Below are 15327 nucleotides of genomic sequence, written 5' to 3'. Positions count from 1 at the left end.
TCGGCATCCGGGGCAGACCTCGGGCCGGGGTTCGGCGCGGTGCCCGGAGCGGGGCTCGGGCCGGAGGTCGGCACGGGACTCGCGGCGGGGCCCGGGACGGAGTTCGGGCCGGTCCTCGGGGCCGCGGCCGGGTCGGGCCCGGGGCTCGGGTTCGTGGACGGGGTCGATGCCGGGGTCGATGCCGGGGTGCCCGGGCCGCGGGGCGAGGGCCGACGGGGCGGGCGCCGTCGCAAGGGGGCCGACGGGGAACCCGCCCCGGACGCCGCCCCGGCCCGGGCGCCGGGCCGCCGCCGGGCCGCTCTCGCCACCGTCACCGCCGCACCGGACCCCGCCGCCCCGCCCGCCGGGCGCCGTCGGGCCGCCCCCGCCCCCGTAGCCCCGGACGACGCGCCCGACGGGGACGCCCCCCGCGCCCCGGGCAGGCGCCGCAGCACGGTCCCCGCGCCCGCGCCCGCCCCCGGGGGGACCGGACGGCGGCGGGCGGCCGGTCCGGGCGAGGGGGCCGGGGCCGGGGCGGGCGGGCGGCGGCGGCGTTCCGCGGGTCCCGTGCCGGGGCCCCGTGACAGCTGGCGGCGCATCGTGCCGCAGGCGCTGGTCGTGGCCTTCCTCGCGGGCGGCACCACCGCCTTCGTCGCCGCCGACAAGGCCGTCCGCCTCACCGTCGACGGAGTCCCCCGCACCCTGCACACCTTCGCCGGGAGCGTCGACGACCTCCTCGACGCCGAAGGCCTCGGCGTCGGCCCCCACGACCTCGTCGCCCCGGCCCGGGCATCCGCCCTCGACGACGGCGAACAGATCGTGGTCCGCTACGGCCGCCCCCTGCGCCTCACCCTCGACGGCCACACCCGCCAGGTGTGGACCACCTCCCGCACCGTCGAGGGCGCCCTGCGCCAGCTCGGCGTCCGCGTCGAGGGCGCCTACCTCTCCGCCCCCCGCACCGCGCCCGTCCCGCGCTCCGGCCTCACCCTCGGCGTGCGCACCGAACGCGGCGTCACCTTCATGGCCGACGGCCGCGAACGCACCATCCGCACCAACGCCGCCACCGTCCAGGAGGCCCTCGACCAGGCCGGCATCACCCTGCACGGCGAGGACACCACCTCCGTGCCCCCCGGCTCCTTCCCCCGCGACGGCCAGACCGTCACCGTGCTCCGCATCACCGGCACCCGCGAGGTCCGCGAGGAGCGCATCCCGTACGAGACCGAGCGCGTCGACGACGGCACCCTCTTCGCCGGCACCGAGGTCGTCGAACGCGTCGGGCGGCCCGGGGCCCGCCGTGTCACGTACGGGCTCCGCACCGTCAACGGGGTCCGCCAGGAGCCGCGCAAGATCGCCGAGGAGGTCGTACGGGAGCCCGTCAGCCAGCTCGTCAAGGTCGGCACGAAGGCCCTGCCGTCCTCCGTCGCGGGCGCCGACGGCCTGGACTGGGCCGCCCTCGCCCAGTGCGAGTCCGGCGGCAGCGCCTCCGCCACCGACCCCTCGGGGACCTACGGCGGCCTCTACCAGTTCGACGTGCGCACCTGGCAGGCCCTCGGCGGCAGCGGCCGCCCGCAGGACGCCCCGGGCCAGGAACAGACCTTCCGGGCGAAGAAGCTCTACGTGCAACGGGGGGCGAGCCCCTGGCCCCACTGCGGCCGTAGGCTTAACCGGTGAGCACCGCAGAGCAGCAGCCCCCCGCGACCCCTTCCGACGCCCTTCTCGGGCCGGCCGACATCCGAGAGCTGGCCGAGGTCCTCGGCGTACGCCCGACGAAGCAGAAGGGGCAGAACTTCGTCATCGACGCCAACACGGTGCGCCGGATCGTGCGCACCGCCGGGGTGCGCCCGGACGACGTCGTCGTCGAGGTCGGCCCCGGGCTCGGCTCGCTGACGCTCGCCCTGCTGGAGGCCGCCGACCGGGTCGTCGCCGTCGAGATCGACGACATCCTGGCCGCCGCGCTGCCCGCCACCATCGAGGCGCGGATGCCGCAGCGGGGGGACCGCTTCGCGCTGGTCCACTCCGACGCGATGCTGGTCACCGAGCTGCCCGGCCCGGCGCCGACCGCGCTCGTCGCGAACCTGCCGTACAACGTGGCCGTGCCGGTGCTGCTGACCATGCTCGACCGCTTCCCGAGCATCGAGCGGACCCTGGTCATGGTCCAGGCCGAGGTCGCCGACCGGCTCGCCGCCCGGCCCGGGAACAAGGTCTACGGAGTCCCCTCGGTCAAGGCCAACTGGTACGCGGACGTCAAGCGCGCGGGGTCCATCGGCCGCAACGTCTTCTGGCCCGCCCCGAACGTCGACTCCGGACTCGTGTCGCTGGTGCGCCGCGCCGAGCCGGTGAAGACCACCGCGTCCAAGGCGGAGGTCTTCGCGGTCGTCGACGCCGCCTTCGCGCAGCGCCGCAAGGGCCTGCGCGCCGCGCTCGCCGGCTGGGCGGGCTCGGCGGCGGGCGCCGAGGCGGCGCTGGTCGCCGCCGGGGTGTCGCCGCTCGCGCGCGGGGAGTCCCTGACGGTGGAGGAGTTCGCGGCGATCGCCGAGCACAAGCCCGCCGCCGAGCGGCCCGCGCTGTGACCGCCCGCCCCGTGACCGCCCCCGCGAGCGTGACCGTACGGGTCCCCGCCAAGGTCAACGTCCAGCTGGCGGTGGGCGCGGCGCGCCCCGACGGCTTCCACGACCTGGCCAACGTCTTCCTGGCCGTCTCCCTCTTCGACGAGGTGACGGCGGCCCCGGCCGGCGAGCTGACCGTGACCTGTGCCGGCCCCGACGCCGGCCAGGTGCCCCTGGACCGCACGAACCTCGCGGCGCGGGCCGCCGAGATCCTCGCCGCCCGGGCCGGCATCGACCCGGACGTCCACCTCCACATCGCGAAGAACATCCCCGTCGCGGGCGGCATGGCGGGCGGCAGCGCCGACGGGGCCGCGGCCCTGCTGGCCTGCGACGCGCTGTGGGGGCTCGGCACCCCCCGCGAGGAACTCCTCGCGATCTGCGCGGAACTGGGCAGCGACGTCCCCTTCAGCCTGGTCGGCGGCGCGGCGCTCGGCACCGGCCGGGGCGAGCTGCTGACCCCCGTCGAGGCGGGCACCTTCCACTGGGTGTTCGCCGTCGCCCACGGCGGCCTGTCCACCCCGGCGGTGTTCCGCGAGTTCGACCGCCTGACCGAGGGCACCGGCGTACCCGTCCCGCAGGCCTCCCCGGCGCTGCTCGCCGCCCTCGCCTCCGGCGACCCGGACGCCCTCGCCGCGACCCTGGCCAACGACCTCCAGCCCGCGGCGCTCTCCCTGCGCCCGGAGCTCGCCGGCACCCTGGCGGCCGGCACCGACGCGGGCGCGCTGGCCGCGCTGGTCTCGGGCTCCGGCCCCACCACGGCCTTCCTGGTCCGCGACCCGGAATCCGCCGCGAAGGTCGCCGCCGCCCTCGAAGCGTCCGGCACCTGCCGTGCCACCCGCGTCACCGCGTCCCCGGCGGCGGGGGCCACCGTGCTGCCTTCCTGAGGCGAGGCGAGGCGAGGCGCCGTTGCCGGGGGCTCTGCCCCCGGACCCCCGCGCCTCGAACGCCGGCGGGGCCGGATCTCGGCTGAGCAACGCTGCCCCGTGCGGCGGGGGTACCTAGGCGCCGGATGAGTATCCGCGCGCTGTCGGGAGGGCGCGCGGGCGGAGCACGGTAAGGGGCATGACAGTCAGCGCGCGCGACATGGCCGCAGCCACCCCCACCGACCGGGACCGCTACGTCGACCTGCTCCGGGTCGCGTCCCTCGCCACCGTCGTGCTCGGCCACTGGCTGATGGCCGCGGTCAGCGGGGACGGCATAGGGAACCTGCTCGCCCTGGTCCCCCCGCTCCAGGTCCTCACCTGGGCCCTCCAGGTCATGCCGGTGTTCTTCTTCGTCGGCGGGTTCTCGCACGCCCTGTCGTACCGGTCGCTGGAGCGCCGCGCCGAGGGGCGGCCCGTCTACGCCGCCTTCCTGCGCGCCCGCCTCCAGCGGCTGCTGCGGCCCACCCTGGTGTTCGTCCTCGTCTGGGCCGCCCTCGCGCTGGCCGTGCAGCTCGCCGGGCGCGGCGGCGGCGGGCTGACCGGCGCCGCGCTGCGGATGGTCACGCAGCCGCTGTGGTTCATCGGGATCTACCTCGCCATGGTGGCCTTCACCCCGCCCCTGCTGAAGCTGCACGCCCGCCACGGCTGGGCCGCCTTCGCCGCGCTGGCGGGGGCCGCCGCACTGGTCGACGTCCTGCGCTTCGCGCTCGGGGTCCCGTACGTGGAGTTCCTCAACTTCGCCCTCGTCTGGCTGGCCGTGCACCAGCTCGGCTTCCTGCGCGCCGACGGCCGGATCACCCGCCCCGCGCTCCTCGGCGCCGCCGGGCTCGCCGGGGCCGTCCTGCTCGTGGTGTTCGGGCCGTACCCGCTGTCCATGGTCGGGATGCCCGGCGAGAAGGTGTCCAACATGGCCCCGCCCACCCTGGCCCTGCTCTGCCACGGCATGTGGCTGGTCGGCGCGGTCCAGCTGCTCGCCCGCCCCGCCGGGGCCTGGCTGGCCCGCCCCCGCGTCTGGCACGGGGTCGTCGCCGCCAACGGCGTCGCCATGACCGCCTTCCTGTGGCACCTCACCGCCATGCTCGGCGTGTACGGGGCCCAGCTCGCCCTCGGCCTCGCACTGCCCGGGCCCGCCACGGCCGCCTGGTGGGCGCAGGTGCCGGTGCGGATCCTGCTCGCCGCCGCCCTGACCGCCCTGCTCGTGGCCTGCTTCCGCCGCTTCGAGGCCCCGGCCGGCCGCAGTACCCGTACCGGAGGCGGCGCCGGCGGCGGGCCGGCCGCCGCGGCCGGGATCACCCTGTGCCTGCTGGGGATCCTCGGCCTGTCCATGACCGGCCTCGGCGGCCTCCTGGAGGGCCACACCGCCGTCCTGATCGCCCTTCCGGTCACCGCTCCCGCCGCCATCGGCATGGCTGTCGCGGGCGCCTTCCTGGTGGAACGGTCGGGGTCGGCCCGGAGGGTTAGGCTGAGGGGCTGATCCACACCCCTTCCCTGGAGCGCGTCTGATGGCCGTCAATCTGGTCAATGTCGAGGCAGTCAGCAAGGTGTACGGCACCCGTACCCTGCTCGACGGCATCTCCCTCGGCGTGTCCGAGGGGGACCGGATCGGTGTCGTGGGCCGCAACGGCGACGGCAAGACCACCCTCATCCGGATGCTCGCCAAACTGGAGGAACCCGACACCGGCCGGGTCACCCAGAACGGCGGGCTGCGCATGGGCGTGCTCACCCAGCACGACTCGCTCGACCCCGCCGCCACCATCCGGCACGAGATCATCGGCGACATGGCCGACCACGAGTGGGCCGGCAACGCCAAGATCCGCGACGTGCTGACCGGGCTGTTCGGCGGGCTCGACCTGCCCGGCTTCGGCCAGGGCCTCGACACCGTCATCGGCCCGCTCTCGGGCGGTGAGCGCCGCCGGATCGCGCTCGCCCAGCTGCTCATCGCCGACCAGGACCTCCTGGTGCTCGACGAGCCCACCAACCACCTCGACGTCGAGGGCATCTCCTGGCTGGCCAAGCACCTCCAGGAGCGCCGCTCGGCCCTCGTCTGCGTCACGCACGACCGCTGGTTCCTGGACCAGGTCTGCACCCGCATGTGGGACGTCCAGCGCGGGGACGTCCACGAGTACGAGGGCGGCTACAGCGACTACGTCTTCGCCCGCGCCGAGCGCGACAGGATCGCCGCCACCGAGGAGTCCAAGCGGCAGAACCTGATGCGCAAGGAGCTGGCCTGGCTGCGCCGCGGCGCCCCCGCGCGCACCTCCAAGCCGCGCTACCGCATCGAGGCGGCCAACGAGCTGATCGCCGACGTGCCGCCGCCGCGCGACACCTCCGAGCTGATGAAGTTCGCCAACGCCCGGCTCGGCAAGACCGTCTTCGACCTTGAGGACGTCACCGTCCAGGCCGGGCCGAAGACGCTGCTCAAGCACCTCACCTGGCACCTGGGCCCCGGCGACCGCGTCGGCCTCGTCGGCGTCAACGGCGCCGGGAAGACCTCCCTGCTGCGGGCCCTCGCCGAGGCCGCCCGCACCCAGGGCGAGGTCCAGCCCGCGGCCGGCAGCGTCACCGTCGGCAAGACGGTCAGGCTCGCGTACCTCTCCCAGGAGGTCGGCGAACTCGACCCGTCCCTGCGCGTCCTGGAGGCCGTCCAGCGCGTCCGCGACCGCGTCGACCTCGGCAAGGGCCGCGAGATGACGGCGGGCCAGCTGTGCGAGCAGTTCGGGTTCACCAAGGAGAAGCAGTGGACGCCCGTCGGCGACCTGTCCGGTGGTGAGCGGCGCCGGCTGCAGATCCTGCGGCTGCTGATGGACGAGCCCAACGTGCTCTTCCTCGACGAGCCCACCAACGACCTCGACATCGAGACCCTGACCCAGCTGGAGGACCTCCTCGACGGCTGGCCCGGCTCGATGATCGTGATCTCGCACGACCGGTTCTTCATCGAGCGCACCACCGACACGGTGATGGCGCTGCTCGGCGACGCGAGCCTGCGGATGCTGCCGCGCGGCCTGGACGAGTACCTGGAGCGCCGGCAGCGGATGATCGAGGCGGCCGCCCCGGCGCCCGCCCCGGCCGCCGTCAAGTCCTCGGCCTCCGGTGACTCGCGGGCCGCGAAGAAGGAGCTGCAGAAGATCGAGCGGCAGCTCAACAAGATGTCGGACCGCGAGTCGAACCTGCACGCGCAGATCGCCGAGAACTCCACCGACTACGACAAGGTCGCCAAGCTCGACGCGGAGCTGCGGGAACTCATCTCCGAGCGGGACGACTTGGAGATGCGCTGGCTGGAACTGGCCGAGGACGCGTGAGAACGGGCCCCCACGGGCGTCAACTGGCCGGATAACGGCCGAGTCACGGGCCGGTCCGACCTTGGGAACAGGGGTCGGACCGGCCCGTCGCATGTCGGCCACGGGTGATAGAAAGGGTCGGTTCTCCTGACCTCCCCGACTTCCGATCGCCCGACGCCGAAGGTATGCGCTGATGACCGAGCCGCCCCAGCCGCCGAACCAGCCGCCGCAGCCTTCCGGTTACGGACACCTGCCCGGGCCGCCGCCCCAGCAGGGCTACGGGTACCCGCCCCAGGGCGCCAACCCGTACGCCCAGCAGCCGCAGATGCCGCCCCAGCAGCCCCCGTACCCCCAGCAGCAGGGCGGCTACGGATTCCCGCCGCCCGGCACGCCCCCCGGCCCGCCCGCCCCCGGCGGCGGTCCGGCCGGCCGCCGGGGGCCGGCGATCGTCATCGCCGCGGCCGTCGCGGGCGTGCTCGTCCTCGGCACCGGCGCCTGGTTCGCCTTCTCGGACGGCGGCTCGGACCCGAAGAAGCCGGTCGCGCAGGACTCCACGCCCGCCGACGCGAAGCCCTCCGCCTCCACGTCGGTGGACGACGGCGACGGCTCCGGCAACGGCGGGTCCGACCAGACCGACCTCAACGCGGGCCGCAAGCAGGGCGAGGACAAGGTCCTCTGGTTCAAGACCGCCAAGCTCCAGAGCACCGGCGACACCGGCATTCCGGCCAAGGGCCAGTGGGTGGTCGGCGACACCGTCGTCAAGACCCTCGACAAGGCCTTCGTCGGCTACGGCGTGACCGACGGCAAGGAGAAGTGGAAGCTCGACGTCCGCGCCGAGATCTGCGGACTCACCGGCCAGACGACCCCCGACGGCAAGACCGTCGCCATGGTCAAGGACGGCGAGGGCTCCGGCTCCAACTGCAACCAGATGAAGCTGGTCGACCTCAAGGCGGGCAAGGAGGTCTGGACGAAGGAGGTCCAGAAGGAGGGCCTCTTCGACAGCGCCATCGACGCCTCGATCGCCTTCACCGGCGACACCATCGTCGTCAACCGGATGGGCGGCACCGGCGCCTACCGGCTCGGCAACGGCGAGCGGCTCTTCGCCGGGAGCGGCCCCCAGGGCTGCCAGCCGGGCTCCTACGCCGCCGGCAACGGCAAGGTCATCGGCATCGCCACCTGCCAGGACCCCGACCACACCGTCGAGATCCAGGACGCCGACCCGGTGACCGGCAAGACGACCTGGTCCTACAAGCTGCCCAAGGGCTACCAGGTGAACGCCGTCTACTCGGTCAACCCGACCGTCATCGACGCCTCGAACCGCGATACCAAGCAGCGCGCCATCGTCTCCCTCGGGCCCGACGGCAAGAAGCGCGCCGCGATGACCGCCGACGGGAACTTCACGGTCGACTGCGGAGGCGGCAGCGGCACCGAGGGTCTGCAGAACTGCGGCGACAGCGCCGTCGACGGCGACACCCTGTACCTGAGCACGCGCACCGAAGACGGCACCAACAACGAGATCGTCGCCTTCGACCTCGCCGGAGGCAAGGCCAAGTGGCGCACCGCGGCCGGGGACAAGCGGACCTACATCCCGCTCAAGGCCGGGAACGGGCAGCTGACGGCCTACCGGACCGGCGCCCTGGACGAGCCCGGCGAGATCGTCTCGCTGGCGGTCGGAGGCGGCGCGCCCAAGGTCCTCCTGCGCCTGCCCTCGGGCCCCGCCGCGAAGATCGAGGGCTCCTTCCTGTCCGCGAACAGGTCCTACGAGGGCGGCCGTTTCTTCCTGTCCACGACCTCGCTGAGGGGCGACAGCACGGACGAGAAGTTCCTGATGGTCTTCGGCAAGTGAACGCGTCCACCGAGCCGCCCACCGAGAGGCAGTAGCACCCCCGATGAGCACCCCGAACACACCGCCGCCGCCCCACCAGCCGCCCTCCGGCGGCTACGGCGCCCCGCCGCCGGTCCCGCCGGTCCCGCAGGGCGCCCCCCAGCCGCCGGCCCAGCCCCCCACCGTGCCGCAGCAGCAGCCCGGTTACGGATACCCGCAGCCCCAGCCGCAGCAGCAGCCCGGCTACGGGTACCCGCAGCAGTCCGGCTACGGCTTCCCGCAGCAGCCGGGCACGCTCCAGGCCCCGGCCCAGCCCCCCGCCCCGCCGGCGGGCGGCGGCGACCAGCGCACCCAGCTGATGATCGTCGGCGCGGCCCTGCTGGCGATGGTCCTCATCATCGGCGGCGGCTTCTGGTACGTCTCCGGCGACGACGGCGGCAAGGACGGCACCCGCCCCACCGCCGACGGCGGCGCCAGCGGCTCCCCGGACGGCAACAAGCCCCCGGCGGCCATGGGCGGCACGGAGAAGCCCCCGGCCAACCCCAAGTCGAAGACGCTGGTCAACGTCCCGAGCCCGACTCCGGCCGACGTGGTCTCCGTGGACGGGTCCTGGATCACCGACACCACCTACGTCAAGTCCGACATCGCGAAGGTGGTCGGCTACAACCTGGTCGACGGCGGCAAGAAGTGGGAGCTCCCGCTCCCCGGCAACGTCTGCGGCGCGACCAAGCACGTCAGCGACAACAAGTCGGCCGTCCTCTTCCAGGAGGGCCTGGCGACCGACGCCAACAAGTACCCCAAGTGCACCCAGGTCGGCGTCATCGACCTGAACACCGGCAAGCTCGTCTGGTCCGCGACCGCCAAGTCCTCCACCGGCGGCGACCAGCCCGTGGCCTTCACCGAGGTCACCATCAGCGGCCAGACCGTCGCCGCGGGCGGCCTCAGCGGCGGCGCCGCCTGGAACCTCGCCGACGGCAAGTCCCTGTGGGCCCCGAAGACCGACGGCGAAGGCTGCTACGACCTCGGCTACGCGGGCGGCGAGGCCCTCGCCGTCCTGCGCAAGTGCGGCCGCATCCCCAACCAGACCCTGTTCGCCCAGTCCCTCGACCCCGTCACCGGCGCGCCGAAGGCCTCGTACAAGCTGTCGCCCGGCATCGAGTGGGCGGGCATCATCTCGACGAAGCCGCTCATCGTCGCGGCCAACGTCGGCAACACCGCCAAGAACGCCACCAACGTCAGCGACCTGTTCGTCGTCGACGACGCCGGCCAGCTGAAGTCCCGCATCGGGCTCTCGGCCGGCAGCTACGCGCCCAAGTGCCCCGCCACCGAGGTCGAGCAGTGCTCGAACATGGTCGTGGGCAACGGCAAGGTCTACATGCCCTCGTACGAGCACCAGGGCTCGGCCTCCGTCGGCCGCACCAACGAGATCGTCTCCTTCGACCTGGAGACCGGCAAGCCCACGGCCGACCGTGCCGACGCGGGCGAGCGGTACACCATGTACCCGCTGCGCATGGACGGGTCGAACATCATCGCCTACAAGGAGCCCCCGTACGACGGGGGCGGTCAGGTCGTCAGCATCGACGGCAAGACGATGAAGGAGACCCTGCTGATGCAGAACCCGGCGGAGAAGACCAGCCAGCGCACCGAGACGAGCTTCTCGCTCGACTACTCGGAGTACCGCTACCACAACGGCCACCTCTTCATCTCCCGCACGATGGTGCGCAAGCCGTACTCCGACAAGGGCGACCCGGAGTACCTGTTCGCCTCCTTCATCGCGAACTGACGCACACGGCGCGAGCCGTTGCCGGTCGTACGAGAAGCCCCCGGAAGGTCAGTCCTTCCGGGGGCTTCTCGCGGTATCCGGCACGCTCCGTCGAACAAGCGTGTAGCTTGCCGGGTCAGAAGGATCTGGGGTGGGAGCCTTGATGGGCGTACGGGTCATGGTGGTCGACGAGCACCGGCTGCTGGCCGAGGCGCTCGCCTCGGCCCTGAAACTGCGCGGGCACCGGGTGCTCGCGGCGGCCGCGCCGACGGCCGGTGCCGCCGAACTGGTCATCGGCCGCGCCCCGGAGGTGTGCCTGTTCGGCACCGCCACGCCCGCCGAACCCGGGGTCTTCGAACCCGTCGTCCGGATCAAGCGGGAGCGCCCGCAGATCGCCGTCGTGGTCCTCGGGCCGGTGCCGAACCCACGGGGGATCGCCGCCGCGTTCGCCGCCGGCGCCTCGGGCTACGTACGCCACGACGAGCGCATCGAGGGCGTCGAACGGGCCCTGGCCAAGGCGCGGGCGGGGGAGGCCGCGATCTCCCCGCAGCTGCTGCAGGGGGCCTTCGCCGAGCTCCTGAACCCCGCCGCCCAGCCCGACGACGAAGGCAGCCGGCTGCTGCGGCTGCTGACGCCGCGGGAGGTGGAGGTGCTGGTCCGGGTCGCGGAGGGCGAGGACACCCGGCTCATCGCCGCCGGGATGGACATCGCGCCGAGCACCGCCCGTACGCACGTACAGCGGGTGCTGATGAAGCTGGGCGTCGGCTCCCGGCTGGAGGCGGCCGCGCTGGCCGCCCGTACCGGTCTGCTGGACCGGGCGGCGCTGCCGGTACAGCAGAGCGGCGAGCGGTCCGGACCGCGGCCCGGGTGAGACCGTACGGTCGGCGATTTCCCCGGAAGCGCGGAATCCGGTAAGCCAGTCAGTGCACGCGCGCCCGTGCGCGTCCGCGAGAGGTTGGAGTACGAGTGAGCAAGTACCTGGTCACCGGCGGTGCCGGATATGTGGGCAGCGTCGTCGCCGCCCATCTCCTCGAGGCCGGCCACGAGGTCACCGTCCTCGACAACCTCACCACCGGCTTCGGCGAAGGCGTTCCCGCCGGCGCGACCCTCATCAACGGCCGCATCCAGGACGCCGCCGAACACCTCGACCCCTCCTACGACGCGGTGCTGCACTTCGCGGCCTCCTCGCAGGTCGGCGAGTCCGTGGTCAACCCGGGCAAGTACTGGGACAACAACGTCGGCGGCACCCTCGCCCTGCTCACCGCGATGCGGGAGGCCGGCGTGCGCAAGCTGATCTTCTCCTCCACCGCGGCCACCTACGGCGAGCCCGCGGGCGGAGTCCTGACGGAGACCTCCCCGACCTCCCCGACCAACCCGTACGGCGCCTCGAAGCTGGCCGTCGACCACATGATCGCGGGGGAGTGCGCGGCGCACGGCCTCGCCGCCGTCTCGCTGCGCTACTTCAACGTGGCCGGCGCCTACGGCGAGTTCGGCGAGCGGCACGACCCCGAGACGCACCTGATCCCGCTGGTCCTCCAGGTGGCCCTCGGCGAGCGGGAGTCCATCTCGGTGTTCGGCGAGGACTACCCCACCCCGGACGGCACCTGCGTACGCGACTACATCCACGTGGCCGACCTGGCGGAGGCCCACCTGTCGGCGCTGCGCGTCGCGGCCGAGGGCGAGCACCTGGTCTGCAACCTCGGCAACGGCAGCGGCTTCTCCGTCCGCGAGGTGATCGAGACGGTCCGCAAGGTCACCGGCCGGGAGATCCCCGAGACGCTCGCCCCGCGCCGGGCCGGCGACCCCGCGGTGCTGGTCGCCTCCGCGCGCACCGCGCGGGAGCGCCTCGACTGGGTCCCGACCCGCTCGGACCTCACCCGCATCGTGACCGACGCCTGGAACTTCGCCCGCGCGCACCGCTCCTGACCACCGCGCTTCCCGGCTCACCCCGCGCCCCTCGCCCGGACCGTCGTCCGGCGGGGGGCGCGCGCGTGCCGTCCGGGCGCGGGGGACGGGCGCCGCGCGCGGGCGCCCGGCGCGCGTACGCGGGGTGAAATGCCCACTGTGCAACTGCCGGTGGCACGCGCCGGTCCGGAATCGGCCCGCCCGGTCTTCAGGACAGGCGAAATCAAGCCACCGTCACGCCCGTTGCGGACCCTCCCAGCGGAAAATCCCTCGAAAAACTTCTGCTATTCGGCCAACCGCCGGACTCCACCCGCTCTACGCTGATGCGTGACACCGGTGGGGGCCGGTGTTGATTCAGGGGTCGAGACACGCCGGGTACGGCGTCCGGTCCGGGGTAGTGCACAGATGTCGCGGCGGCGGCCGCGGCGGCCGTGGGCCACCCGGTTCCGGGCGTCGTACCCGTAGTCGTCCGTTCCCCGACCCTTGGGGGTTTTGTGGTCCGTATCCGGGTTCTGGTGGTCGACGACCACCGCATCTTCGCCGAGTCTCTGGCAGCCGCGCTCGCGGCCGAGCCGGACGTGGACGTGTCCGCGGCCGGCAGCGGTCCCGCCGCCACGCGCTGTCTCGACCGCGCGGCGGCCGAGGGCCGCCGCTTCGACGTGCTGCTCGTCGACGCCGACCTGGGCGCCGTGGCCGGCGTCCTGCCCGCCCAGCGGGAAGCGGGCTCCGGGCCGCCACCGCCCGCCTCGGACGGGATCGCGCTGGTCGCCGGGGTGCGCGTGGCCCATCCCGGCGTGCGCACGGTGGTCCTCGCCGAGCGCGACGACCCCCGCCGGGCGGCGCTCGCCCTCCAGGCCGGGGCCTCCGGGTGGGTGGCGAAGGACTGCTCCCTGTCCCGGCTGCTGGCCGTCGTACGGGGGGTGCTGCGCGAGGAGACCCACCTGCCGCCCGCGCTGCTCACCGGGGTGCTGCGGGAGCTGACGGCCGCGCGCAAGCACCGCAGCGACAGCGAACGGCTCGTGGAGTCCCTCACCCCGCGCGAACACGAGGTGCTGCGCTGCATGGTGGCGGGACTCGGCCGCAAGGACGTGGCCGCACGGCTGTTCCTGTCCCCGCACACCGTCCGCACCCACATGCAGAACGTGCTGGGCAAGCTCGGCGTGCACTCCACCCTGGCCGCCGTGGCACTGGCCCGGCGGGCCGGCGTACGTCCCGCGGAGCTATCCGGGGATGTTGTCGAACGGAGCGGTCAACTGGCGTAGCAGCCCGGCGAGATCGCCGCGCTGGGCCGTGGAGAGCTGGGCCAGGATCGCCCGTTCCTGGGCCAGCAGCCCGGCGAGCGACTGGTCGGCGCGGTCGCGCCCCTCGGGGGTGAGCCGGACCAGGACACCGCGCCGGTCGTTGGGGTCCGGCAGCCGCTCGACCAGGCCCTTCTTGGCGAGCCGGTCGATGCGGTTGGTCATGGTGCCCGAGGTGACGAGCGTCTGCGTCAGCAGCTGGCCGGGGGAGAGCTGGTAGGGCGCGCCCGCGCGCCGCAGCGAGGTCAGGACGTCGAACTCCCACGGCTCCAGGCCGTGCTCGGAGAAGGCCAGTCTGCGGGCGCGGTCGAGGTGGCGCGCGAGCCGGCTGACGCGGCTGAGCACCTCGAGCGGTTCCACGTCGAGGTCAGGGCGCTCTCGCCGCCATGCCGCGACCAGTCGGTCGACCTCGTCCTCCATGCGGATCAGTGTAAGGGGTCTGTCGACATGAAGTCTCTTCAAATCAAGAATCTTGACATCGAGATATAACCTGGCGGAGCATGGGGCATGGAGGGGCCGTCAAGGCGGCTTCCGCTTCCGACCGTCCCACCAGCAGGGAGGCTCGAACATGCATTCCGACACCGCGTCGGCGATGCGCTCCGGCGCAGCCGACGGCCCCACGGCCTCGGCACCCACCTGGGATCCCCAGCAGTACCTCCGCCACGCGGGCCACCGCACGCGCCCCTTTCTCGACCTGCTCGCCCGCATAGCCGAGCTCCCCACCGGCCCCGCCCGCATCGCGGACCTCGGCTGCGGCCCCGGCAACGTCACCGCGCTGCTCACCGACCGCTGGCCCGACGCCCACGTCACCGGCTACGACCTCTCCCCGGAGATGCTCCGCCGCGCCGAGGACGAGTACGCCGGAATCACCCCCGGCGGCGGCAGCCTCGACTTCCGCCACGGCGACCTGGCGAGCTGGGTGCCCGAGGAGGCGTACGACCTGATCGTCTCCAACGCCGCCCTGCAGTGGGTGCCCGGCCACCCGGGTTCCTTCGCCCGCTGGATCAACGGCCTGCGCCCCGGCGGCACCTTCGCCTTCCAGATCCCCGGCAACTTCACCGCCCCCAGCCACCGCCTGCTCGCGGAACTGTGCGACACCGCGCGGTGGCGGGAGAGGCTCGGGGGGCACGGCGCGCGCTACGTCCACATCCTCGAACCCGCCGAGTACCTCGCCCGGTTCACCGAGCTCGGCTGCGCCGCCGACGTGTGGGAGACCACCTACTACCAGCTGCTCCAGGGCCCCGACCCGGTCCTCGACTGGGTCAAGGGCACCGCGCTGAGGCCCGTACTGACCGCCCTCGGTGACGACCGGGACGCCGTGGAGCGTTTCCTGGGCGAATACCGCGAGCTCCTGCGCGAGGCCTACCCGGCCGGCCCGCGGGGGACCGTCTTTCCGTTCCGCCGCATCTTCGCCGTCGCACGCAAGGAGGTCCGGCCGTGCTGAGCGCCGTCGACCACGTACAGCTCGCCGCACCGCCCGGCTCGGAGGACGCCCTGCGCGCCTATTACGGGGACGTCCTCGGCATGGAGGAGATCCCCAAGCCGCCCGTCCTCGCCGCGCGCGGCGGCTGCTGGTTCGCCGCCGGACCCGTCCAGCTGCACCTGGGCGTGGAGGAGGAGTTCCGGCCCGCCCGCAAGGCGCACCCGGGACTGCGGGTGACCGGGATCGAGGCCTACGCCCGCCGGCTCCAAGAGCGCGGGGCCGAGGTCGTCTGGGACGACGACCTGCCGGGCCACCGGCGGTTCTACTC

General features: G+C 73.7%; 13 protein-coding genes. 12 read left to right on the top strand and 1 reads right to left on the bottom strand.

Annotated elements, in window-relative coordinates:
• The first annotated feature begins 186 nt into the window (after window positions 1-186).
• The 10 genes from ACFV0Q_RS25385 (at window position 187) to ACFV0Q_RS25340 (ending at window position 13540) form a co-directional block, all read left to right on the top strand.
• Window positions 187-1650: a ubiquitin-like domain-containing protein gene (locus ACFV0Q_RS25385; RefSeq protein ID WP_385008664.1), complete on the top strand. Its 1464-nt coding sequence runs from the start codon at window positions 187-189 to the stop codon at window positions 1648-1650.
• Window positions 1647-2549: a 16S rRNA (adenine(1518)-N(6)/adenine(1519)-N(6))-dimethyltransferase RsmA gene (gene rsmA, locus ACFV0Q_RS25380; protein ID WP_385008662.1), complete on the top strand. Its 903-nt coding sequence runs from the start codon at window positions 1647-1649 to the stop codon at window positions 2547-2549. Before ACFV0Q_RS25385 ends, rsmA begins: the two co-directional genes overlap by 4 nt.
• Before the next feature lie 11 nt (window positions 2550-2560).
• Window positions 2561-3469, top strand: coding sequence for a 4-(cytidine 5'-diphospho)-2-C-methyl-D-erythritol kinase (locus ACFV0Q_RS25375; protein ID WP_385008661.1), 909 nt, complete (start codon window positions 2561-2563; stop codon window positions 3467-3469).
• A gap of 178 nt (window positions 3470-3647) precedes the next feature.
• Window positions 3648-4982 (top strand): acyltransferase, encoded by a 1335-nt coding sequence (locus ACFV0Q_RS25370; protein WP_385008660.1) that lies wholly within the window; start codon window positions 3648-3650, stop codon window positions 4980-4982.
• A 28-nt stretch (window positions 4983-5010) separates the two neighbouring features.
• Entirely contained in the window at window positions 5011-6807 is a 1797-nt protein-coding gene (locus ACFV0Q_RS25365) for an ABC-F family ATP-binding cassette domain-containing protein (RefSeq protein WP_385008659.1), read from the top strand.
• A 172-nt stretch (window positions 6808-6979) separates the two neighbouring features.
• Entirely contained in the window at window positions 6980-8632 is a 1653-nt protein-coding gene (locus ACFV0Q_RS25360; protein ID WP_385008658.1) for a PQQ-binding-like beta-propeller repeat protein, read from the top strand.
• Between the two features lie 43 nt (window positions 8633-8675).
• Window positions 8676-10394, top strand: a complete 1719-nt coding sequence (locus tag ACFV0Q_RS25355) for a PQQ-binding-like beta-propeller repeat protein (protein ID WP_385008657.1) — start codon at window positions 8676-8678, stop codon at window positions 10392-10394.
• Between the two features lie 142 nt (window positions 10395-10536).
• Window positions 10537-11244, top strand: coding sequence for a response regulator transcription factor (locus ACFV0Q_RS25350; RefSeq protein ID WP_385008663.1), 708 nt, complete (start codon window positions 10537-10539; stop codon window positions 11242-11244).
• Between the two features lie 95 nt (window positions 11245-11339).
• Window positions 11340-12299, top strand: a complete 960-nt coding sequence (galE, locus tag ACFV0Q_RS25345) for a UDP-glucose 4-epimerase GalE (protein ID WP_385008656.1) — start codon at window positions 11340-11342, stop codon at window positions 12297-12299.
• Window positions 12300-12772: 473 nt separating this feature from the next.
• Window positions 12773-13540, top strand: a complete 768-nt coding sequence (locus tag ACFV0Q_RS25340; protein ID WP_385008655.1) for a LuxR C-terminal-related transcriptional regulator — start codon at window positions 12773-12775, stop codon at window positions 13538-13540.
• Here ACFV0Q_RS25340 and ACFV0Q_RS25335 read toward each other — a convergent pair.
• A complete protein-coding gene (locus tag ACFV0Q_RS25335) occupies window positions 13499-13996 on the bottom strand; it encodes a MarR family winged helix-turn-helix transcriptional regulator (RefSeq protein WP_385008654.1) in 498 nt (165 codons plus the stop codon). The two genes, ACFV0Q_RS25340 and ACFV0Q_RS25335, sit on opposite strands and share 42 nt — an antisense overlap.
• A 148-nt stretch (window positions 13997-14144) precedes the next feature.
• Between ACFV0Q_RS25335 and ACFV0Q_RS25330 the strand changes: the two genes are divergently transcribed.
• On the top strand, window positions 14145-15020 hold the full coding sequence (locus ACFV0Q_RS25330; RefSeq protein ID WP_385008653.1) for a trans-aconitate 2-methyltransferase: 876 nt from the start codon (window positions 14145-14147) through the stop codon (window positions 15018-15020).
• Window positions 15014-15327, top strand: a 314-nt coding sequence (locus ACFV0Q_RS25325; protein WP_385008652.1) for a glyoxalase, incomplete at its 3' end; no start/stop codon positions are given. The genes ACFV0Q_RS25330 and ACFV0Q_RS25325, both read left to right, overlap by 7 nt.

The organism is Streptomyces sp. NPDC059564 (genome assembly GCF_042735575.1).
GTDB lineage: Bacteria > Actinomycetota > Actinomycetes > Streptomycetales > Streptomycetaceae > Streptomyces.
The sequence above is the reverse complement of the archived record's forward strand: the minus strand, read 5'-3'. Positions and strand labels throughout refer to the sequence as shown.

Coding starts and splice junctions, on each gene's coding strand:
- ACFV0Q_RS25370 (WP_385008660.1), top strand. CDS start 3,648: ATGACAGTCAGCGCGCGCGACATGGCCGCAGCCACCCCCACCGACCGG.
- ACFV0Q_RS25365 (WP_385008659.1), top strand. CDS start 5,011: ATGGCCGTCAATCTGGTCAATGTCGAGGCAGTCAGCAAGGTGTACGGC.
- ACFV0Q_RS25360 (WP_385008658.1), top strand. CDS start 6,980: ATGACCGAGCCGCCCCAGCCGCCGAACCAGCCGCCGCAGCCTTCCGGT.
- ACFV0Q_RS25355 (WP_385008657.1), top strand. CDS start 8,676: ATGAGCACCCCGAACACACCGCCGCCGCCCCACCAGCCGCCCTCCGGC.
- ACFV0Q_RS25350 (WP_385008663.1), top strand. CDS start 10,537: ATGGGCGTACGGGTCATGGTGGTCGACGAGCACCGGCTGCTGGCCGAG.
- ACFV0Q_RS25335 (WP_385008654.1), bottom strand. CDS start 13,996: ATGGAGGACGAGGTCGACCGACTGGTCGCGGCATGGCGGCGAGAGCGC.
- ACFV0Q_RS25330 (WP_385008653.1), top strand. CDS start 14,145: ATGCATTCCGACACCGCGTCGGCGATGCGCTCCGGCGCAGCCGACGGC.